Raw genomic sequence first — 20,574 nt, 5'->3', positions numbered from 1 at the left:
AATCCTTTATATGATACCTACAAAGCCATCATACGACAATTACTTCTTCCCTTCAAGAAAAACATTGCCCTTTTTGACCTGCCAAATAATCCACGATCGCTTGGCCGATCTGGAGGGAAGCCGTTGCCGCCGGTGAAGGAGCATTGCAGACGTGGACCGTGTTTTCCCCGAAAAGGATGTGGAAGTCATCCACGAGACTGCCGTCCACCTTTACCGCTTGCGCGCGCACGCCGGCAGGGGCAGCTATAAGATCCTTTTCCTCGATGGAAGGGATCAATTGTTGAAGGCTCTGAACGAAAGCGGCTTTACGGAAGGAACGGTGCATTTCCTCCATTCCTTCTCGCCAATGTTTGCCGGCTAACCTCCAAAAACCCGGATAGGTCATAATCTCGGCAAAGTCACGCAAGGAGAAATCCGTTTTGTTGTATCCTTCCCGCTTCAGACTGAGTACGGCATTAGGTCCTGCTTCAACATGACCGCCAATCATTCGAGTAAAGTGAACGCCCAGAAAGGGGAAGGATGGGTTCGGCACAGGGTAGATCAGATGCTTGACCAAGTAGCGTTTCTCCGGCTTCAATTCGTAATACTCCCCGCGAAACGGAACAATTTTCATATCAGGCTGGATACCGCTGTTTTGCGCGACACGATCGCTATGCAACCCCGCACAATTAATCAAAAACCTGGAGGTATAAGTTCCCCTGTTCGTCTCGACCGTAACCCGCTTCCCGCTTTCGGTAATTTTGCCGGCTTTCGCGTTAAGCAGCAATTCTCCACCCATCTGCTGAATGAGCGAAGCAAACTTGAAGCAAACTTGCTTGTAGTCGACAATACCTGCCGTCGCAACACGGATAGCCTCCAGTCCGTTCACATGAGGCTCGATTTCCTTCAGCTCGTCCGCACTTATTCGGGCAATATCCAGCTCGTTGTCCAGCCCCCGCCGGTACAAACGGTCTAGCAGAGGAATCTCCTCCTTCTTGACCGCCACGATGACTTTGCCGCAAATGTCATGTTCAATGCCATGCCGCTCGCAAAACTCCACCATCGAGCGGTTGCCTTCGCGGGCCATTCTCGCCTTTAAACTCCCGGGTTTATAATAAATGCCGGAATGAATGACTCCGCTGTTATGCCCGGTTTGCTGCTGCGCCCACGAGCCGTCCTTTTCCAGAACGAGCACTCTGGCATTCGGATTGTCGTTCAACAAGGCCATACCGGTGGAAAGACCGACAATCCCTCCTCCAATGATGATGTAATCGTACATCTCCGTCAGCTCCCTCTCGCAGCATCCTCATCTCCCTGCATTACCATCCGTATTTGGAAGGGCCCCACTCCTTGCGAACCAACTCTTGTTTTACAAATAGCAGAGTCCGGTTAGGCACATCTTCCTCCAATATCACTCCGGGACCGACAACGCTGTAAACCCCGACCTTCACGCCGGGCATTAGGATCGCATTCACCCCTGTTCGTACAAAGTCACCCAAATAAGTCGCATTGCTGTGATCTCGCGGGGTTTCTCTACGACCCTTGATGCGATGAGTCGTATGGCCGTCATCAAAACGGAGCGTTCCGCATACCGTTGCCGCCCCAAGATCCGTAGCCGTACCGATTACCCCGTAAAATTCCATATAGTGGTACAAATGGACGGTATTAAAGATAACGCCTTCTAACTCTGCGCAATGATTAATGACACACGAATCTCCTACCGTAGTCCCCTTGGAGAGAAAACAATAATTGCCGATGTAAGTATGGTCGCCAATGATATGATCGCCTTGGAGAATGGCCCCGTTCTCTATTCGGGTATGGTTGCCTACGATTACATGGCCTTCGATGATGACATTGCGGCCTATCGAGCTGCCGAAACCCAGTTGGACAAATCCATTCAGCGAGGCTGACGGATCGATGGAAGCTCCTTCCGCTAACACATGGCCGGACAATCGAGCGCAACGGCTACGTGCAATCGCCTCATTGGCCATCAAGATATGCCAGGGTTTGTCGATATCGATATAATAGCCCTGTGTTTCAACGGCGTGAATGACGTATCCATCGTTCAACCCATCACAGAGAGACATCTCTAAATGAGCTTCAAGCTCCGGCATCACCCCTACCTGAACGTTCGTGAATAAACCGGAATTCGTGCCCACATACTGCCAAAATGCAGATGGAAAGGCGAAGGCACTAAACCTATGCGTATAACCGCCGCGACGAGGGTGCCCCATAATTTGCTGTACGCGTCTTTCTGCAAGGGTGCAGCAAATCCAGTCCGAAGAGGCTTCATCTTGCAAAGGATTTACCAATACGGCAGCTTGCTTGCCATCATTCGGATCCGCTTGCTCGAATCGGGTCATTAAGGCTTGCACGTCCGACTTGTCGAGTACCGTATCTCCGTACAAGACCAGGAAATCTTCCTCTTCCACCAAATGTCTTGCGGCGTTTAACGAATTGGCCGTTCCTCGCTGCTTCTCATCAACTACAACAACGATTTCAGCTTGATGTCTAAAATAATTTCGGATCTGCTCATGCATATGGCCGCCGACAATAATGATTTTCTCAAAGCCAAGCTCTTTCAGCATATCCACTTGATGAGCAATGACGGGCTTCGCTGCCACAGGAATCATCGCTTTCGGTCGAATTTCAGCAAACGGCCAAAGCTTCGAGCCTTTTCCTGCTGCGAGACAAATTACGGTTTTCATCTCGGATCTACTCCTCCCAATTACAATCATTTACCAAGCGGCGACTGCTCCGTCCACCCTTGGATCGGTAGAGGCCGCCAAGACACCCGTGTGCAGATCCTTCAATATCATTTGTCCTCGACCAAATTCATAGGAATCGACTGCCTTTCTCACATCATGGCCTTTTCTAGCTAATGCTTGAGCGATATGATCGGGAAATTGCGGCTCCAGCTCAATCGTTTTATCCTTCACCCATCTCCATCTGGGTTTATCCAAAGCGGCCTGAGGGTTCAAATGGAAGTCAATCATATTCATGACAACCTGTACATGGGATTGCGGCTGCGTCATTCCTCCCGTAATTCCAAACGGGCCGACCGGTTGGTTCTGATACGTAATAAATCCAGGGATAATGGTGTGGTAAGTTCTCTTGCCCGGCTCCAAATGATTGTGGTGGGAAGGATCCAACGAAAAGCCGCTCCCCCTATGCTGCATACAAATGCCTGTACCCGGAATGACAATCCCTGATCCGAAATCTCCGGAATGGCTCTGAATGAGCGAGACCATATTCCCCTCTCCATCGGCTGCGGCCAAATAGACGGTACCGCCTTGTTGCAGCTGCCCCGGCTCCGGGTGAAGCGCGGTCTCTGTAATGAGTCTGCTTCTCTGTTGGGCGTATGCGTCCGACAATAAATCCTCTACGCTCACTTTCATTTTATAAGGGTCTGTAATGTACTTTAATCCGTCTGCAAAAGCCAGCTTAATCGCTTCGATTTGGTTATGGTACGTATCGACCGCATGAATGTCCGTCAACTGAAAATCCTTCAACATATTCAATGCCATAAGGGCTACCAACCCCTGCCCGTTCGGAGGAAGCTCCCAGATCTCATACCCTTTATAGGTGACTTTAATCGGGTCGACCCACTCGGGCTGAAACTCGGATAAATCCTCTTTTGTTAGAAATCCTCCGTATTGTTTAAAATAGGCATCTATTTTCTCAGCTAAATCTCCACGATAGAAGGAGTCAGCCTTGGTTTCCGCGATCGAACGCATCGTTTTCGCATGATCGGGGGATCTCCACATTTCTCCGCCTCGAGGAGCTCTTCCTTTTGGGGCGAACGTATGGAACCAGGGCTCGAACTCTTTAGCTTTATGGTCTTCTATGAAGATATCAAACTTTATTTTCCACGCCTTGGCTACAAAAGGAGAGATCGGAAACCCCTGTTCCGCATACTCGATGGCCGGTTGCAAAACTTCGGTCAACGGCAATCTGCCGAATTTCTCCGATAACGCGGCCCAAGCCGCAGGCGTTCCCGGAACCGTTACCGGAATCAAACCCGAAGTCGGCATATTCTCGTATCCCAAGCTCCTGACGGCTTCAATGGAAATCCTTCTAGGAGCAGGACCGCTGGAGTTCAGGCCATGCAGCCTTCCGTCTACCCATACCAAGGCAAAGGTGTCGCCGCCAAAGCTATTGGATTGAGGTTCAAGAACGACTAATGCCGCGGCAGTCGCGATCGCTGCATCGATCGCATTCCCTCCTTTTTTCAACATATCCAAGCCGACCTGGGCTGCAAGCGGTTGAGACGTAGCGACGATCCCTTTTCTAGCATAGGTTACTACTCTCTGCGAAGCGTAAGGATAGTATAGAGAGTCAAAGTTGTACATCTTTGCCTTTTCCCCCTTGCATCCGAATATCTTCGAGCACCTTGGCAGACGTATCTAGTAAAATTTGATCTACCCGCTCATCGAAAGGCGTCGCTTCCATCTCATACCCGCCTTTACCGTCCCGAAACGCCTCCGCCGTTGGAATATACCCGATATATTCGTTCGTCAAGCTAATCGGGATCGTATAGGCGAACGGCGACCGTTGCTTGATTTTGCTGACGTAACCGTTGAATATCTCGCCCGGGGCGAATAGGAGCGCCACTTCACCCAACGAAATACCGGATACCACTCCCGCCAGAAAAGGCTGAAGATGACCGTCTCGAGTCGGGATATTGACTTTTCGCTGCGCCGTCCTTAGGGTTGGCCCTGTAATCTCCCGTTTGTCCTCCAACGCGCGGATAATGTCCACGAATAACTGGCGGCCGGCCTTCTTCACGTTCCCATAAGAATCCTCCAATGTCCCAATGCCCGGCAGAACCGGTGCGACATCACCCGAGAAGCCTTGGGTAAAGAGGGAGACAAATCCGCCGCCCATATGCGCTTCCAGCTCGTTCATAGCCATCCCGACACATTCCGTGGAAACGCGATTAGGCTGCTGCACGGCAGACGGGTGCAGGATGGTAGGATGGACCGCGAAATTGATAAGAACGGCCACCGGAGCTCCATCCTCCTTTTCCAACATTAGGGCATATAAGGTACGGTCGATCGGCACATCCGGATTCGGGAACAGGGTAGGCCTGCGATAAGCGGATATCGCGCTGCTTCCGATACTAATGTTGACTTGGACGGGAACGAGCTTAGTCGCCATTTCTCGAATCTTCTCCCGAATACGGGCGATATACTTTTCATTGTAATGGGAAGGTGCGGCATGCGTGTGAGTGGCGCAAACCTGGACATTCGCTTCGTCCGTGCCGGCCGCCTGCGCCCATCCGTACCGTGTTCCGGGAGGAAACATTTCCAGCAGCCGCGACGGTTCTTCATTCGCCCAGACACAGTCGATACTTAGGATAAGACTGCGCTGACGGCCATCGTCCAGTATTAAAAATCGGGCATAGAGGTCATCCAGTATATCCTTCGGCGGGTGCGCCACCTGAAGGCCCGATCTACCGAACCCGGCAAGCACCGTTTCCTCCTCCGGCGTTATCTTCACTTTACCCGCTGCAGCTCTCAACGACGAGCTCATGCTTTCATCCCCTTTCCCTTGTTGGAATGATTACTAGTCTTGTTTGTTGTGAAATAGCTCTTCGAGCACCGATCCCGCCGCAGCCGTCAACATAGCGTCCACCCGCTCGTCGAATGGCGTTACCGTCAGTTCATAGCCGCCTTTGCCTTCATGGAACGCCTCTGCCGTAGGGAAATAGCCGGGATGTCCGTTGGTCATGCTAATCGGGATCGTATAGCGGAATAGGGACACTTGCTTGAATTTGTCGACATAGCCGTTGAAAATTTCGCCGGGGGCGAAGATCAGGGCAACCTCCCCCAAGGAAACGCCGTATATCGTGACCTCGAGGAATGGCTTGTAGTAGCCGTCTCGGGTCGGAATAGCGACTTTCTGCCGCGCTGTCCGAATGGTTGACGAGTCTATTTCCTCTTTCGTTTCCAAGGCCCGGCTAATGTCTACAAACAATTGATGGCCCGCCTGCTTGACGTTGTTGTACGAATCTTCTAATGTCCCTATTCCCGGCAGCACCGGAGCGACATCTCCCGAGAAGCCTTGGGTAAACAGGGCGACAAATCCCCCGCCGGTCTGATCCTCCAGCTCATTCATCGCCATACCGACACATTCCGTTGAAACGCGGTTGGCCCGTTGCACGGCGGACGGATGCAGAATGGTCGGATGGACCGCATAGTTGACGATGCCGGCCAACGGAGTTCCGTCTTCCTTCTCGAACAGGAGCGCATACAAGGTTTGGTCGATCGAGACATCGTTGTTCGGGAATAGTGTAGGCCGGCGGTAAGCGGAAATCGGGCTGCTCCCGACGCTAATGGTTAACTGGACGGGTACAAGCCGGTCCGCAAGCTCGCGAATGCTCTCCCTGATGCGGCCGACATATTTTTCTCTAACATGCACAGGCGCAGCATGGGTGTGAGTAGCGGAAACATGACGAACGCTTCCTCCACACCTGCAGCCTCCCCCCAGCCGCGCCGCGTTCCGTAGGGGAACATTTCCATCGATTGCCGGTATTGTCCCTTTATGCCGCTCTTATCGAATACTCGTATTATATCTTCGTTCGACCGGCAGCAATCTACACTGACGAATAAGCTGCGCTGCCGGCCGTCGTCTATCATTAGAATTCTGGCGAAGAGATCGTCCAATACGTCCTCCGGCGGGTGCGCTATATTCTGAGCCGGAGTAAATCCGGCAAGTCCCGTTTTTTCCTCCGGCGTTATCGTCACCTTGCCTGCTGCCGCCCTTAATCCTTTACTCATTCGCTCATCCTCTTTTCTTCTATCCTTTCTAAATCCCAAATATAAAACCTATTCCCATATAGGATATTCTCTTCTATAATAATAGGGAGCGATAGCCTGCACAGGTCGTTTTGCAACCGAACTAGGTCATATTTTGCTATTCGGACCGTGAAAGGGTGTTCAGGATGACAACGATTCCGGACTACCAGGATGTACTGGCCAATGCCAACGTAAGGAGGGGGCAGCTGCCGTTCCTTATCCGATTGAATACAATCGAACCGTATTGTCCGCTTCATCATCACGATGTCGTTGAATTATCCTTTGTGCTTGAAGGCAGCGGTATCGAAATCATCAACGAAGAGAAGCATGTTATGAAACCGGGAACCGCCTCTTTCCTGCTGCCTCATCACATTCATAGCATTGCATGCGATCCGGGAAAGCCCATTCGTTTATATTGCTGCATGTTCGATATCAGCATGCTGTATGGATCGCCGTTCGACTATGAATTGGTTGGTCAATTGCTGCGATCGGGAAGCGAATCCCCCTCGTACGTGGAGTTCAACCGAGAACAAATGGCGCATGTAACACAAATCTTCGCGGATATGCTAACCGAGTACAATAGCGCTGAATTCGGGAAATTCAGTTTCATTCGCTCCAAATTAATGGAGGTGCTTTTGTTATTTTGCCGCATTCAACGATTAAGCAAGCTACATGAATCTCCCCCCGTTTCTGCGGTATCCAGCAAAAAGATGTGGGACATCATTCTTTACATTCATCTTCATTACACGGAAAAGCTCACCTTAGAAAGCTTGGCCAGTCGATTCAATTACAGCCCCACGCATGTCGGCCGTGCGTTTAAAAAGCTTTGCGGGCACACCTTCCTTGATTATTTGCATCTATTGAGAATTACCAATGCCTTAAGCTTACTCATCTCAACAAACATGGCCATTACTGACATTTCCGCTGAGGTCGGCTTCGATTCTTTTCGGAGCTTCTCCAGGGTATTTAAACAATATAAAGGGATGTCGCCTAGCGACTATCGCAAATCAAAGAGCCTTGCGAATTAGGTCCCTGAATCAACTCGATTAACACAGCGAGGCTGCCGAATTGTTCGGCAGCCTCGTCCTGTTTGACTATTGAGCTATCATGTCCCATATGGGAACGGTTCTAACGAAACCACTATGCGTTTAGGCTGTAACGATTCAAGCGGGATAGCCAGCACCGCAATCGCATGCTCCAGATCGGAGCTGCCGTCCATCGCGTACGGATTGAATGGGAAGGATGGCCAGTCGAGCCGCAGCGGCCCTTCCGCCCAGGCGGTCCAGCCCTGACCCGAAATCCGCTGCCGCCCCTCGCCCGCTTCCGCATGCAGCTCGCCGCTGCCGCCATGCGCCGTTTGATTGCCGTCCGCCTCCGCACTCGCAAAGCTTGCCGCAAGCTGCCCGTCCGCGCGGTGTTGCAGCGGAAGCCGCAGGACGCCGCTGTCGTCCGCTTCCAGCGAGGCGGTGACCTCCAGCTCGACCCGGCTCGCCGTCACCTCCAGCAGCGCGATCGTCACGTGCCGGGTTCCGTACCGGAGCCGCACGGCGGGAACGCCGGCCAACGCTTCGCCGGCATCCGGCACATACTGCCGGAAGCCACCAGCGCCAGTGACATCAAATGTACTCCATTCCGGCTGGTTCTTCGAATTGCCGCCGCCAACGATAAGCCCCGCTTGCTCGTGCCAAATGCCGATGAAGCTTTGCCTGTCCATCCCCCAGCGCGATTCCACCGCTTCACGGGTGAAGCCGCTCAGGCAGAAGTACCAACCGTGTTCGCGCACGACCCAGGCGTTCGCAAGCACCGTTCGGCTCTGCAGGTCGGCGGAAGGCTGCATCCCTTCGGCATCCGCTACTTCTTCCGTAAGCGCTTCCGGCCAATACCGCAGCAGCTCGGCGAAGTGCGGGCGGTACATCAACGCGGCATCCGCGTCAGCGCTCTTCACGAGATCGGCGATCCAGGCGCGACCGCCTTCCGCCTGCAGGATGCCCGGCAGGCCGACCAGAAACGGCGCATGATCGTATTTGCAGCGACCGTCTATCGTCTCCACTAGCGTCGAATCCGGGTACATAAACAATCGGGTGAAGGCAAACGCCCTGCGCAGCGCCGGCAGCGTGTCGACTTCCCCGCCGTGCAGCCGGTACAAGCCGAGCGCATGAACGTAGACCAGGTTGTACAACGGCGTCGGGCCTCCGTGCTCCGGCCAATAGCCGTCCGGATGCTGATATTCGACAACCGCACGCATCATCGCGTCGGCGTCCGCCTTCCATTCCGGCTTGCCGAACATGCCGGCGGCCCGGTGAAGCGCCATCGCGTTCCACGTCGGGATGTTATGGATCGCATGGCCGGAGGCCGCCGCCGGATCCCGCCTCAACTGCTCCAGCAGCCCCCGTTGCTCCAGGTACATGCCTTCGAAGCCGAGCAGCAAGCCTTCCCGCCAGGAGGCAAGCCGCTCGCTGTCCATATGCGATTCGAGCCTCAAGCAGGTTTCCAGCCAATGGTACATCGACCATGGCATATAGATCGGGCCCCAGCGGGAGCCGTCGATTTTGACGAACTCCACTTTGCCGTCCTCGTACTGAAACGCCCGGTACGCATCCCCGACCCGGCCGATCTGCTCCAGGAACGCGGCGTCGCCGCAATACCGGTTCGCCGGGTGCGGCGTCAGGTACAGCAGCGCCATCGACAGCATGATGTCCTGGTGCGTCACCGCCCACCCGCCGTCCGTCTCCAGCAGCCGCCCCGAAGCCGGATCGAATTTGGCCAACTCCTTGTCCACCGACAAGATGAACCGCTCCAACATAAAATCGTACGTCGTTCTCACTGGTTGTCCTCCTAAAGCGTGCGCGGTCAGGCGATCACGCGGTAGTGAAGATGAACAACGCCGCTACGGAAGCGGTGCTCACCGAGAAGCTCGAGCCGCATGCGAAGATTGTCCGGCAAAGCTCGCTTACCTCCGCCCAAGGCGATCGGATTAAGAAGCAGATGACACTCGTCGATCAATCCCGCGCTCATCGCCTGCCCAGCAAGCTCGGGGCCGCCAATCGTAATGTCGGCTCCTGAGGACTCCTTCAGCCGCCGGATCGCATCAGGGTCGAATTCGCGCTCGAGCCTGGTCTTGGCGCTTGACACCGCTTGAAGCGTCCGGGAATACACGATCTTCTCAGCCGCTCGCCAGATCTGAGCGAATTCCCGCCCTACCTCCGATTGGTCGCCGCTTGCGTTCGCCGTCTCCCAGTACACCATCGACTCGTACATTCCGCGCCCGTACAAGTAGGTGCCAATCGTCCGCTGGAAGTCAGTCCAGAACGCATACGTCTCGTCATCGGAGATCGACCAATCGAGATTGCCGCCTTCGTCCTCCATGTAACCGTCCAAAGATACGTTAATAGGGTAGATCAGTTTACCCATTTCAATAACGCCCTCCCATTTTCAGTTTCCAACGCAACCAAAGCCTGCCCTTCTGAATTTGAACAAAGAAACAACTATTTTTATAGTAACACATATTCGTGTGCCGGCTGCCAACTTCCCAATTCCGCTCAAAGCTCAGTCCGTTTATCGTTTTGTACATCTGATAGCAGTTCCTCATGGAATCCGATCCGGGCATATTGCCAGTCAGGAGCCTGATAGCGCCGCAGAAGATCAAGCAATTTAGAGGCGAATTGCTCTTCTAGGGCCGTGTCTCGGATCGGACTGCTTTGTTCCGGGTCATGGGCAATGTCGTACAGCAAATGGTGGTCGGGTGCGTTATGATGATTACGAGATGGCTCGGGAACCCGATATACCCGCATTGGAGTGTACGGCAGGTAACGCCCGAAATCGGCATGCTCATACAGCTCCAGCTTCTTCTGCCCGACAACGGGAGCAGCAGTATGATGGTAGGCCGGCGCACCCGGGAGCGGCTGTCTGCAGTACGTGTATCGGCCATCCGTCATATTGACGTCCTTCCCGAAATAGCCATAGAGCACGGCATCATGATGCGGCTCGTCTCTCTCTAGCAGATGAACAATCGATTTTCCTTGAACGGAATCAGAAGGGTGGGCTCCATGAAGGTCCAACAGTGTCGGCATAAGATCGATCGTCGTGGTGAGCGCGCTGACCCGTCGGCCGTTCATCGGCGCCTCAGGTTTATATACGATCAGGGGTATATGCACCAACCGTTGATAATCGAACATATAATTTTTGGCCCAATACCCGTGTTCCCCTAATAAATGGCCATGATCCGTTGTTAAAATGACTGTGGTATCCTTCCATAGATCGAGTTGATCCATTATATCCAGAAGTTTCCCCAGCCAGACATCCGCCATCGTCAAAGTACCTGCATAACATTTGCGGATATGCTCTATAGCATCCTGATCTTCGTAATTCGAATCTACCGGAGCATACGGGGGCCAGTCGAAATGGTAGGCTCCCTTCCATGAATCGCTATATAAATCCCGATATTTTTGCGGGCAAAGAAACGGTTCGTGGGGGTCGAACACTTCCAGGTGCAGCAACCAATTTTCCTGATCGTGATTGTGCTCCAGAAAATCGATCCCGCGCCTGAAGCATTGCGGCGTAGGATAATCCTCATCCCGCTCCAGATCCATCTGTGTCCGGTTCACCCAATCCTGGCGGCGATTTTTGCCGCGATACACCGGAACTTCAGGGTCTTGCACACGAGGATGCCAAGCATCCCCTTCTTGACCGCGCATAAATTCCCATGTATTGAAGGGAGTGTGGTACCCCGCGCCGCCCGCTTCAAAATAATGGTAATAATCCGTAATCATATGCGTGTAAGTGCTGGCTTGATCTCGCAGCAGCTGAGGATACGTTTCGTCGTACGGCTGCAGAGGGCTCCAACGGGATTCCAAAAAGTTCAGCCTCCCGGTCATCATTTCTCGCCGTGCCGGCATACAAGGCAAGGAACCCGCGTAATGGTTCTCGAACACGGCACCGCGGGCCGCTAATCGATCGATATTCGGCGTTTGTACCCAACTAGATTGATATGCGTTCAGATAATGCCGGTTAAGCGAATCCATTAATAGAAAGATGGTCTTCATGCGTTCCTCCTGACAAACGTTTTTCATTGCGGCTAAAGAACTTTTTCCTACAAATAACGATTCGCCAACCCCTTATTTTCGTCCGACCTCCGGTTTTCCGCGATATAGCGTTACGCCATATCGTTATTTTTTTCGTCCCCTTGCTCTAACCCGCTATACTAAGCGTTTCCGGCTTTGCGCTGCTAGAAAACTATCGAATACCCACGATCCTCGGCGAGTTCCCCTGTGCGTGTTCGCTCCACATAGTGGATCCGATTCGCAGTCATGAGCAAAACTGTAGAGCTTCTCGTCCCGTAACGGTCACTCTCAATGAAAATGGAAGAGAGCAGTCGCTCCCACTCCAGCGGGACTCCGGTTGCGGGCAGCGCCTCGTCCGGCGCAGGATCCGCGTCCTCCAGCAGCTCGAAGAGCGGATCGGCCCGATCGGCCCGAACATCCGCCAGCTGAGCCTCCAAAGCTTGCTTCCCCTTCGTCACTTTCGGCCAATCGGTATCCAGCAGATGATTGCTCACGCCGTAAACGCCGGGTTGGAGCTTCCGAATCTCGTTGCCCACGTTCGAATAGTAATACAGCTCGTTCGGATCGCCGATCAGAAGGTTATACCCAGGGTACTCCGTCCGTTTAAGTGCAGCACGTTCCGCATAAATCAGAGGCGATTCTTCGCAGGATAAATAAGCAGAGACTAATTCTCCGCGAGAAAGCTTGCCGTCGGCTTTCTCGGCAGGGTCGCGATAATTCGTCAGAGCGGCGAATCGGCCGGTAGTCGTCACACCCATCCATGTCCCGCTCCGAAGCAGATCCCTCCCGGCCAGTACATGTGGGTGATCGCTCCAATAATGAATCGGCGCCGTCGGACGGGCATAGAATTCATCGCGGTTCGCGACCATAACAAGTTGATAAACAGGATGCACCCTGTAAGCAAATAAGATCAAACACATAGGATTCACGACCTCTCCGAAATAAATATTAGCCTACCTTCGACTACCACCTAAGTCTCCTTCCCCGTACCGCCGGCAAACACCTGCTGAGCGAACTCCACCCACCCTTTGGCCGCGTGGGAGATGTAGCGCCCCTTTTTCCAAATGATGGCCATGTCCCAGTGAACACCCGGATCGATCTGATGAATCACGCGCACCTTGGCGGGGTCGAGCTTGGCGCAAATCGTCTCGGGCAGCAAGGAAATCCCTTGGCCTGCACACACCAGCTCACTGATAAAGTCCCACTGCGCGCTCTCGAATGCCACTCTCGGCTTGAACCCGGCCAGGATGCAGGCCTCCTTCACGCGGTCATGCAGGTTGAATTCCTGACGGAACAAAATAAACGACTCCTGCTGCAGCTCATTCAGCTTCACCTTTCTTCGTTTAGCCAAGCGATGGTCGGGCGGCACCACCAGCTTCAGCACCCGTTCCAGAATGGGGACGACCTCGAACCGGGTTTCATCCACCGGCAAGACGACTACGCCTAGATCAATCGCACCTTCATGAAGCAGCTGCTCGATCCGTTTACCCCCCTCCTCGACCAGTCGGATGTCAATGTCCGGGTATTGCTGATGAAACTCCGCGATTACCTTCGGAAAAAAGCTGGCCCCGATCACCGGCGGAAGCCCCAACGTGAACTGCCCCTTCTTCATTTCCGTAAGATCCATGACGGCGGCGAGCAACTGCTGACTGGCGCTAACGACGGTTTGCGCATGGGCCTGAACGACTTTGCCGGCTTCTGTGAGCTCTACTTTTCGCGTGGAACGGTTAAACAGCACCACCCCCAGCTCCTCCTCCAAGTTTCGCACCATTTTGCTTAACGTAGGTTGGGAGAGATGAATGGACTGGCTAGCCTTGGAGAAGCTGGCATGCTGCGCCACCTCCAGGAAGTAGTTTAATTGGCGTAAATCCACTTTTCACACCGCCTATAATATAGATAAATCGAATAAATGATATGCCATATATGTATTTTACTCATAAAAAGTTCGACTGTACAATGAAATTATAGATCAAGAAGGAGGCATAAGAGGATGAAAAACATTACGGTGCTGGGTGCCGGCACGATGGGTCTTGGGATTGCCCGTCTACTAGCGTCTCATGGCATGGAAGTGAATCTCTATGACCCTGCCATCCGGACGACAGAAGCCGCGAATTCGCTCCAAACCGGTTACCCGCTTCTGGAAGTCAGCTTTACGCTAGGGCAAGCCGTGGCTGCAGCCGAGCTCATTATAGAAGCCGTTCCCGAACAGCTGGAGCTGAAACGGACCTTATTCCGGGAGCTGGAAGCGCTCATTCAAACGCAAGCCATCGTCGCCTCCAACACCTCCTCCTTCACGCTCCATGAACTGTCGGCAAATTTGAGCTTCTCCGACCGTATGATCATTACTCACTTTTTTAATCCACCTGAAGTGATACCGCTTGTTGAACTAGTCGGATCGCCGTCCACCTCACCCCATGTGCTGGATCAGGTCGCTTCCGTCCTGCGGGTTTGCGGGAAAGTGCCGGTTATGTTGAACAAAGATGTTCCGGGCTTTATCGCCAATCGATTGCAGGCCGCCTTGATGCGCGAAGCGATCCATTTGGTGGAAAGCGGGGTAGCCGATGTCGAGCAGGTGGATACGGTTGTGAGGGAAGGCCTTGGGCTTCGGTGGGCGTTCAAAGGCCCTTTCGAAATTGCCGACCTGGGCGGACTGGATATATGGGCCAAGGTAACCGGTCACCTGTTCCCCGAGCTTTCGGGAAGCTCAACGGCGCCGGAATCGATTCTGGATAAGGTCGCACACGGCGAACTGGGAACTAAAACCGGCCGGGGATTCTACGAATATAATGAAACCTCACAGACAACTTCGCCCATGAGCGAAAATATAAACCAACTGGTTGCATACAAAAAAGCCAAGGAGGCTCAAGAGCATTGACTACAAATCTCGTTGCAGCGGATGACGTTGTGATCGCAAGCGCGGTGAGGACGCCTATAGGCAGCTTTAACGGCCAATTCAAGGATATCGCAGCCACTCATTTAGGTGCGGTTGCCATACGTGAAGCGATTCGACGCGCCGGTATCGATTCCTCACTGGTAGACGAAGTGATCATGGGAAACGTGCTCCAAGCCGGACTTGGGCAAAATCCCGCCCGTCAAGCCGCACTGGCTGCGGGCCTGCCTGTAGAGTGCCCAGCGCTCACGATTAACGAAGTATGCGGCTCTGGTTTGAAAGCGGTTGCTCTAGCCTATAATGCCATCCGCAGCGGAGAGCGCGACCTTGTGGTTGCCGGTGGCATGGAAAATATGAGCCTGGCCCCTTATTTGCTGCCCGGCGCCCGCTCGGGGTACCGAATGAACGACCAGACGGTCAAGGACTCCATGGTGAATGACGGGCTCTGGTGTGCGATGAACGACTATCACATGGGAGTGACGGCCGAAAATATAAGCGCACAGTACGGCTTTACCCGGGCAGAGCTGGATCAATTCGCGTATGACAGCCAGCGAAAAGCAAGTGAAGCTATCGCGGCGGGTAGATTCGCCGACGAAATCATCCCTGTGGACATTCCCCAAAAGAAAGGCGATGCGCTGTCCATTGAGACGGATGAATACCCGCGGCCGGATACGTCGGTGGAGCGACTCTCCAAGCTTCGGCCGGCGTTCAAGCCGGATGGTCTTGTAACGGCGGGCAATTCCTCCGGCATAAATGACGGCGCAGCTGCATTAGTACTAATGTCTGGGCAACGCGCCTCCGCGCTTGGAATCAAGCCGCTCGCCATCATCAAGTCCCATGCATCGGCAGGGGTCGACCCGGCCATGATGGGCATCGGACCCGTACCTGCGACGGAGCGTGCGCTGGCTAAGGCTGGACTAGGCATGGCAAATATGGACCTGCTTGAGGTCAATGAAGCTTTTGCCGCGCAAGCGCTGGCTTTCGTCCGGCATTTCGACTTTGATCCAGGCATCTTCAACGTCAACGGCGGCGCCATCGCCCTGGGGCATCCGATCGGAGCCAGCGGCGCACGCGTACTGGTCACCCTGGTCCATGAAATGCAGCGCAGACAGTCTCGCTATGGTCTAGCTTCTCTATGCATCGGCGGGGGCCAGGGGATTGCAGCTATTGTCGAGCGCGTTTGACCAACCAACCTATACTGCTTTGGAAAGGAGCTACCCTTCGTGAAAGAAATCATTCCTACGTTTGCGGAAGCCGTGCAAGACATTCCCGATGGCGCTACCCTGATGGTCGGAGGATTCGGATTGGTCGGGATCCCGGAGGGATTGCTACTCGCCCTGGCCGAGCGCGGAGTCCGTAACCTGACCGTCATCTCCAACAACTGCGGGGTGGATGACTGGGGACTCGGGTTATTGCTCCGCAACAAGCAAATTTCCAAGATCATCGCCTCTTACGTGGGGGAGAACAAAGAATTCGAACGACAAGTGCTGAACGGCGAAATCGAAGCCGAGCTCGTTCCTCAAGGCACGCTGGCGGAGCGAATCCGGGCCGGTGGCGCAGGGATCCCCGCATTCTACACACCTGCCGGGGTTGGAACCCCTCATGCAGACGGTCGAGAGACCCGTACGTTTAACGGAAAAGAGTATGTGCTCGAACATGGCCTGTTTGCCGACTTCAGCCTCATTCGCGCCTACCGCTCGGACCGTATGGGCAACTTGACGTACAACAAAACGGCCCGCAATTTCAATCCGATGATGGCTGCAGCCGGCCGAGTCACTATCGCCGAAGTGGAGCATTTGGTGGAGGTCGGCGAGTTGGATCCCGAATCCATCGTAACACCTGGCATCTATGTGCAGAAGCTTATCGTAGGCGTCCAGGAGAAGCGAATTGAACGATTGACGACTGCCTGAGACATGGAAAGGAGACAGAGCTATGAGCGGACAAATGTCGAGTCGAGAACGGGTTGCACGACGTGCGGAGAAAGAAATCGTCAATGGCAGCTACGTCAACCTGGGGATTGGAATCCCTACCTTAGTGGCCAATTATATTTCGAAAGAGAAGCATGTCGTGCTACAGTCGGAGAACGGCCTGCTCGGGATCGGCCCCTACCCTTCGCCTGAGGAAGTCGACCCGGATCTCATCAATGCAGGCAAAGAAACCGTGACGGCGTTAGCTGACGCTTCCTTCTTTAACAGTGCGGAATCCTTCGCTATGATTCGAGGCGGCCATATTGACCTGGCCATTCTCGGCGGCATGGAGGTGTCGGAGGCCGGCGATCTGGCTAACTGGATGATTCCGGGGAAAATGGTGAAGGGCATGGGCGGGGCGATGGACCTCGTGCACGGTGCCAAACGGGTCATCGTTATCATGGACCACGTGACCAAGGACGGCCAGTCGAAAATCAAACATCACTGCACGCTGCCGCTTACGGGAAAGGCCGTCGTCCATCGCATCGTCACGGACCGTGCCGTCATCGATGTGACCCCGCAAGGATTGCAGCTAGTAGAAGTAGCGGTCGGGTATTCGGTGGATGACATTCGCGGGATGACCGAGCCGGAGCTGATCGTATCGGGCCGTATTGTGTTGGACGCTTATTAATTGGAGGTACGGGTATGAGTGAATCCTGCAAAGGGAGAATCGTGTTCCTCACGGGAGCGGCCGGAGGAATCGGCCTCGCCATGGGACGCCGTTTCGCCGAGGCCGGGGCGAAGGTCGTGCTGACGGACTTGGACGGTGAGGCCGTGCAGCGCTCTGCCGCTCGGCTCGTGGCAGAGGGTGGCGATGCGCACGGCTGGCCGCTCGACGTGACGTCGGAGAGCCAGATCATCGACGTGCTTCGGCAAGTCGAGTCAAAGTGCGGCGGCATTGACGTGCTGGTCAACAACGCCGGCATGCAATTCGTGTCGCCGGTAGAGGACTTCCCTACCGCGAAGTTCGAGCGTATGGTCGCCGTTATGCTGACCGCCCCTTTTGTGCTGACCAAGCTGGTCGTTCCCGGCATGCGAGCCCGGCGCTTCGGCCGCATCCTCAATATCGCTTCGATCAACGGGTTGATCGGCTTTGCCGGCAAAACCGCCTACAACAGCGCCAAACACGGGGTGATCGGCCTGACCAAAGCCGTCGCCCTGGAAACCGCCACCGACGGCATCACCGTCAACGCGCTCTGCCCGGGTTATGTCGATACCTCCTTGGTCCGGAATCAATTGGCCGACGTCGCGAAGCTGCACGGCATTACGCCGGAGCAGGCGCTGGAGAAGGTGATCCTGCCGCTCGTCCCCCAGCGCCGCCTGATCGACATGGCGGAGATCGCCGAATACGCCGTCTTCCTGGCCGGCGACCTCGCTCGCGGCGTGACGGGCCAAGCCATCGTCATCGACGGCGGGTATACGGCGCAATAAGCTTGTTTTTTAAGAAAACCGTCAGGGAAGATCACCCTGACGGTCCTCTGGTGAAAGAGTTCAGTTGGTGCGTGGAGAGGACAGGCAGCTGGGTTCCGACTGCTGTTGTAAGCACGGCCCTTGATGGAATGAGAGCTGAGGTTGGGCCATGCTTACAAAGGCGGTCGCTTCGCTCCTCCACTCCCTCTTCCTGCCCTCTTCGGTTCTACTTTTCGTTTTTAGCGTTACTTTCGGAAGCCTGTCAGATCCTGAGCAGACACAGGTGACCTTTATACCTTGCTTTCCCACTCCCTGATTTTCCGCACATTCACCCGTACAATAACAAACTCAGCCTCCGTTAATGCCCTCAGCAAGTTTGCTAATAACGACTATCCGTTTGTTATGCGGCTGTCCCCTGATTTTACCCGAAATATAGCAAACTTTAGTTTGGTAATAGCCAACTTCCGTTCTTCTCACCTGTTTGCACCAACCTGCCACATCTGAGACTGATTACTTGTCCAACCTGCTACCCATGTGCAGTTCCTCACACGCATGCCCTTCCAGCAAGGAAGGGCTCGATCGTCAACGCCCTAGCCAAAGCAGCAAAAAAATCATTAGCGATCCAAAGTGTAACTACTTTTTAGGTGGCTTGCCATGCAGACACCTTACAGCCGCTAATCCAACTCTCCCCCCTCCTCTAAGCACGAAAATCCGCCTTACAGCCGCTAATCCAACTCACCCACCACCTCTAAGCAAAATCCGCCTTACAGCAGCAAATCCAACTCCCTCCCGTCCTCTAAGCACGAAAATCCTCCTTACAGCAGCAATCCCCACCTACTAGCCATGCTTGGACCTAACATGAAGTGTTTGGTTCTAGGCAAGGCTAGTCCGGACAGACGGCTGCGTATTGTAAACCTAGTCTGCTGGGTGAGCAAAACAATCGGCTGCGTTTGATATTGAGTTTAATGGGGGCGTAAGTGCTAGCTCGAGGGTGGCGTTGTTGGAGGAGAGCTGCTGGCGGGAATGCGAGGTTGGGCAATATGCAAGGTGTAGCGTGAAGGGACCAAGGTGCAAGGTGTAGGGGCAAGGAGAGCAGGTTGAGCCGGATACCAAATTTCGCAATCGGAGAACCCTATTTCGCATGCTGGTTCCATTTCGGCCAAGCTGAGTACCTATGTACTCAAAACGCGAAGCTAGCTTCGCGTTCTGGATACATAAGTACTCAGATCGTCATTCCAGGAGTAATTGAAGGAAATTTGATTATCAGTCTGTTTACTTTGGTACTCCGTATCCCACAACCGCCCACCTTAACCACCGCTAAATGACCTAAGTAGTAACTCCAAAGTTAGCTATTAACAAACTTTTGTTAGCAGAATTCCTAGCTTTTCCGCAGAAACTCCGCCATAACAAACCAAAATCCGCTAATACCAAACTCGCAGCAGTTATTTACGGAACGTTAGTTTGTTATTCCCCGCCCCTGCCCTACCTTATCGGTCAAAGCCCTTCTTCCTGATTACGCCAGCTACCCGATGCGCCGAACTGACGCCGATGCTCCAAACATCCGGTGAAATAATCGTCGAGCCGGAGCAAGCCGAATTCCTCGACTACGTCTAGTGCCGTGACATGCTCCATCTCGCTGGTGAGCAGAACGGAGCCCAGCAAACCCGGATCGGCAATCGTGACCCCGGCGCCGTACTTATTCTTGATCGCTTGGAATTGGCGACCGTTCTCGTCGATATGCACGACGGCGCAATCCAGATTCACTACTGCCGTGAGGAAAGGATAGTAATTGGTGCTCGATGCGAGCTGCTCCCCTGTGGGGGACAGAATCGTGCAGGGCAGATTGGCTACCGCCCCCGCAAAATGCGCCCTGCAGGAGTAAGCCCAGTACGCTTGCATTAGTCCCCCGTGATACAACGAGGCGAACACAATCAAGTCCGGCTTCAGACCGGCTATCTTCAACCGCAGCTCGTCGAAATTCAGGTCAAAGCAAATCGCAAAGGCAACCCGGCCGAAATCCGTCTCCACCAGGGGAACTTCATGGCCGTACGACAATCCGCCTACCGTGTTCTCGACCGGTACCAAGTGATTTTTATGATACGTCCCCGCGACATTGCCTTGCCGATCGATCAATTGTAGAGAATTGCGCCATGTACCGTCGGCTAACTCGATATGAGCCGGATACGTAATATAGCAATGATGGCGTCTGGCATTCTCGGCTAGCAGGTCGCGAATCTGATTGCCTCGCACCCGATAAAAGGCATTCCTCGTCTCCACCGGCTCGTAATAAGGACGATCGCACGCCTCCGGCAGCACGATCAGATCCGGCCGATCCGGCAGCACCCGATCCAGCTCCCTCTGCCAATGCGCCTTCATCCTCTCGACCGCCAGCTCGTACGGAACCTCAGGATCTATATGATAGGGCGGCGGCCCCAAACAACTAATTTTCACTAGCCTTGCCACGGCTC

Annotated in this window: 18 protein-coding genes; 6 read left to right on the top strand and 12 right to left on the bottom strand. The window is 54.0% G+C overall.

Annotated elements, in window-relative coordinates:
• Nucleotides 1–52: 52 nt before the first annotated feature.
• The 6 genes from lhgD to PKO02S_RS09555 are packed head-to-tail and all read right to left on the bottom strand — an operon-like array spanning nt 53 to nt 6,761.
• A complete protein-coding gene (gene lhgD / locus PKO02S_RS09580; protein WP_127581721.1) occupies nt 53–1,258 on the bottom strand; it encodes an L-2-hydroxyglutarate dehydrogenase in 1,206 nt (401 codons plus the stop codon).
• 40 nt (nt 1,259–1,298) lie between these two features.
• Complete coding sequence (locus PKO02S_RS09575) at nt 1,299–2,687, bottom strand: nucleotidyltransferase family protein (RefSeq protein WP_164821370.1); 1,389 nt, start codon at nt 2,685–2,687, stop codon at nt 1,299–1,301.
• Between the two features lie 30 nt (nt 2,688–2,717).
• Nucleotides 2,718–4,331, bottom strand: a complete 1,614-nt coding sequence (ggt, locus tag PKO02S_RS09570; RefSeq protein ID WP_127581716.1) for a gamma-glutamyltransferase — start codon at nt 4,329–4,331, stop codon at nt 2,718–2,720.
• Nucleotides 4,318–5,514 carry a hypothetical protein gene (locus PKO02S_RS09565; protein WP_127581713.1) on the bottom strand — a complete coding sequence of 399 codons (1,197 nt, stop codon included), beginning with the start codon at nt 5,512–5,514 and terminating at the stop codon, nt 4,318–4,320. Before PKO02S_RS09565 ends, ggt begins: the two co-directional genes overlap by 14 nt.
• Before the next feature lie 33 nt (nt 5,515–5,547).
• Entirely contained in the window at nt 5,548–6,402 is an 855-nt protein-coding gene (locus PKO02S_RS09560) for a hypothetical protein (RefSeq protein WP_127581710.1), read from the bottom strand.
• Nucleotides 6,321–6,761 (bottom strand): hypothetical protein, encoded by a 441-nt coding sequence (locus PKO02S_RS09555; protein WP_127581707.1) that lies wholly within the window; start codon nt 6,759–6,761, stop codon nt 6,321–6,323. Before PKO02S_RS09555 ends, PKO02S_RS09560 begins: the two co-directional genes overlap by 82 nt.
• Nucleotides 6,762–6,925: 164 nt before the next feature.
• On the opposite strand from PKO02S_RS09555, the gene PKO02S_RS09550 reads away from it, so the two are divergent.
• On the top strand, nt 6,926–7,807 hold the full coding sequence (locus PKO02S_RS09550; RefSeq protein ID WP_127581703.1) for an AraC family transcriptional regulator: 882 nt from the start codon (nt 6,926–6,928) through the stop codon (nt 7,805–7,807).
• Between the two features lie 77 nt (nt 7,808–7,884).
• On the opposite strand, the gene PKO02S_RS09545 is transcribed toward PKO02S_RS09550, so the two are convergent.
• From PKO02S_RS09545 to PKO02S_RS09525, 5 genes are all read right to left on the bottom strand, one after another.
• Nucleotides 7,885–9,603, bottom strand: a complete 1,719-nt coding sequence (locus PKO02S_RS09545) for a hypothetical protein (protein ID WP_127581700.1) — start codon at nt 9,601–9,603, stop codon at nt 7,885–7,887.
• 26 nt (nt 9,604–9,629) lie between these two features.
• The gene (locus PKO02S_RS09540) at nt 9,630–10,190 is read right to left on the bottom strand and encodes a dihydrofolate reductase family protein (protein ID WP_127581697.1); all 561 of its coding nucleotides are present in this window, start codon (nt 10,188–10,190) and stop codon (nt 9,630–9,632) included.
• A 128-nt stretch (nt 10,191–10,318) separates the two neighbouring features.
• Nucleotides 10,319–11,821: a sulfatase gene (locus tag PKO02S_RS09535; protein WP_127581694.1), complete on the bottom strand. Its 1,503-nt coding sequence runs from the start codon at nt 11,819–11,821 to the stop codon at nt 10,319–10,321.
• A 182-nt stretch (nt 11,822–12,003) separates the two neighbouring features.
• Complete coding sequence (locus PKO02S_RS09530; RefSeq protein ID WP_127581691.1) at nt 12,004–12,759, bottom strand: NRDE family protein; 756 nt, start codon at nt 12,757–12,759, stop codon at nt 12,004–12,006.
• A gap of 50 nt (nt 12,760–12,809) precedes the next feature.
• Nucleotides 12,810–13,712 (bottom strand): LysR family transcriptional regulator, encoded by a 903-nt coding sequence (locus PKO02S_RS09525; protein ID WP_127581688.1) that lies wholly within the window; start codon nt 13,710–13,712, stop codon nt 12,810–12,812.
• A 117-nt stretch (nt 13,713–13,829) separates the two neighbouring features.
• Between PKO02S_RS09525 and PKO02S_RS09520 the strand changes: the two genes are divergently transcribed.
• Genes PKO02S_RS09520 through PKO02S_RS09500 form a run of 5 tightly spaced genes read left to right on the top strand, consistent with a single transcriptional unit; the run spans nt 13,830 to nt 18,127 of the window.
• A complete protein-coding gene (locus tag PKO02S_RS09520; RefSeq protein ID WP_127581685.1) occupies nt 13,830–14,714 on the top strand; it encodes a 3-hydroxyacyl-CoA dehydrogenase family protein in 885 nt (294 codons plus the stop codon).
• On the top strand, nt 14,711–15,913 hold the full coding sequence (locus tag PKO02S_RS09515) for an acetyl-CoA C-acetyltransferase (RefSeq protein WP_127581682.1): 1,203 nt from the start codon (nt 14,711–14,713) through the stop codon (nt 15,911–15,913). The genes PKO02S_RS09520 and PKO02S_RS09515 overlap by 4 nt, the downstream gene beginning before the upstream one ends.
• Nucleotides 15,914–15,952: 39 nt before the next feature.
• On the top strand, nt 15,953–16,639 hold the full coding sequence (locus tag PKO02S_RS09510; protein WP_127581679.1) for a CoA transferase subunit A: 687 nt from the start codon (nt 15,953–15,955) through the stop codon (nt 16,637–16,639).
• A 22-nt stretch (nt 16,640–16,661) separates the two neighbouring features.
• Nucleotides 16,662–17,327 carry a 3-oxoacid CoA-transferase subunit B gene (locus PKO02S_RS09505; RefSeq protein WP_127581676.1) on the top strand — a complete coding sequence of 222 codons (666 nt, stop codon included), beginning with the start codon at nt 16,662–16,664 and terminating at the stop codon, nt 17,325–17,327.
• A 14-nt stretch (nt 17,328–17,341) separates the two neighbouring features.
• On the top strand, nt 17,342–18,127 hold the full coding sequence (locus PKO02S_RS09500) for a 3-hydroxybutyrate dehydrogenase (protein WP_127581673.1): 786 nt from the start codon (nt 17,342–17,344) through the stop codon (nt 18,125–18,127).
• A gap of 1,473 nt (nt 18,128–19,600) precedes the next feature.
• On the opposite strand, the gene PKO02S_RS09495 is transcribed toward PKO02S_RS09500, so the two are convergent.
• Nucleotides 19,601–20,569 carry a carbon-nitrogen hydrolase family protein gene (locus PKO02S_RS09495; RefSeq protein WP_127581670.1) on the bottom strand — a complete coding sequence of 323 codons (969 nt, stop codon included), beginning with the start codon at nt 20,567–20,569 and terminating at the stop codon, nt 19,601–19,603.
• Between the last annotated feature and the right edge of the window lie 5 nt (nt 20,570–20,574).

The sequence above is a fragment of the Paenibacillus koleovorans NBRC 103111 genome (assembly GCF_004000845.1).
In the GTDB taxonomy this organism is placed as follows: Bacteria; Bacillota; Bacilli; order Paenibacillales; family NBRC-103111; genus Paenibacillus_AA; species Paenibacillus_AA koleovorans.
Note: the sequence above shows the minus strand (reverse complement) of the source record. Positions and strands in the feature narration are given on the sequence as shown.

Bases quoted from the DNA above. Each gene is read 5' to 3' on its own strand.
- lhgD (WP_127581721.1), bottom strand. From the start codon at position 1,258: ATGTACGATTACATCATCATTGGAGGAGGGATTGTCGGTCTTTCCACC.
- PKO02S_RS09575 (WP_164821370.1), bottom strand. From the start codon at position 2,687: ATGAAAACCGTAATTTGTCTCGCAGCAGGAAAAGGCTCGAAGCTTTGG.
- ggt (WP_127581716.1), bottom strand. From the start codon at position 4,331: ATGTACAACTTTGACTCTCTATACTATCCTTACGCTTCGCAGAGAGTA.
- PKO02S_RS09565 (WP_127581713.1), bottom strand. From the start codon at position 5,514: ATGAGCTCGTCGTTGAGAGCTGCAGCGGGTAAAGTGAAGATAACGCCG.
- PKO02S_RS09555 (WP_127581707.1), bottom strand. From the start codon at position 6,761: ATGAGTAAAGGATTAAGGGCGGCAGCAGGCAAGGTGACGATAACGCCG.
- PKO02S_RS09550 (WP_127581703.1), top strand. From the start codon at position 6,926: ATGACAACGATTCCGGACTACCAGGATGTACTGGCCAATGCCAACGTA.
- PKO02S_RS09540 (WP_127581697.1), bottom strand. From the start codon at position 10,190: ATGGGTAAACTGATCTACCCTATTAACGTATCTTTGGACGGTTACATG.
- PKO02S_RS09535 (WP_127581694.1), bottom strand. From the start codon at position 11,821: ATGAAGACCATCTTTCTATTAATGGATTCGCTTAACCGGCATTATCTG.
- PKO02S_RS09530 (WP_127581691.1), bottom strand. From the start codon at position 12,759: ATGTGTTTGATCTTATTTGCTTACAGGGTGCATCCTGTTTATCAACTT.
- PKO02S_RS09520 (WP_127581685.1), top strand. From the start codon at position 13,830: ATGAAAAACATTACGGTGCTGGGTGCCGGCACGATGGGTCTTGGGATT.
- PKO02S_RS09505 (WP_127581676.1), top strand. From the start codon at position 16,662: ATGAGCGGACAAATGTCGAGTCGAGAACGGGTTGCACGACGTGCGGAG.
- PKO02S_RS09500 (WP_127581673.1), top strand. From the start codon at position 17,342: ATGAGTGAATCCTGCAAAGGGAGAATCGTGTTCCTCACGGGAGCGGCC.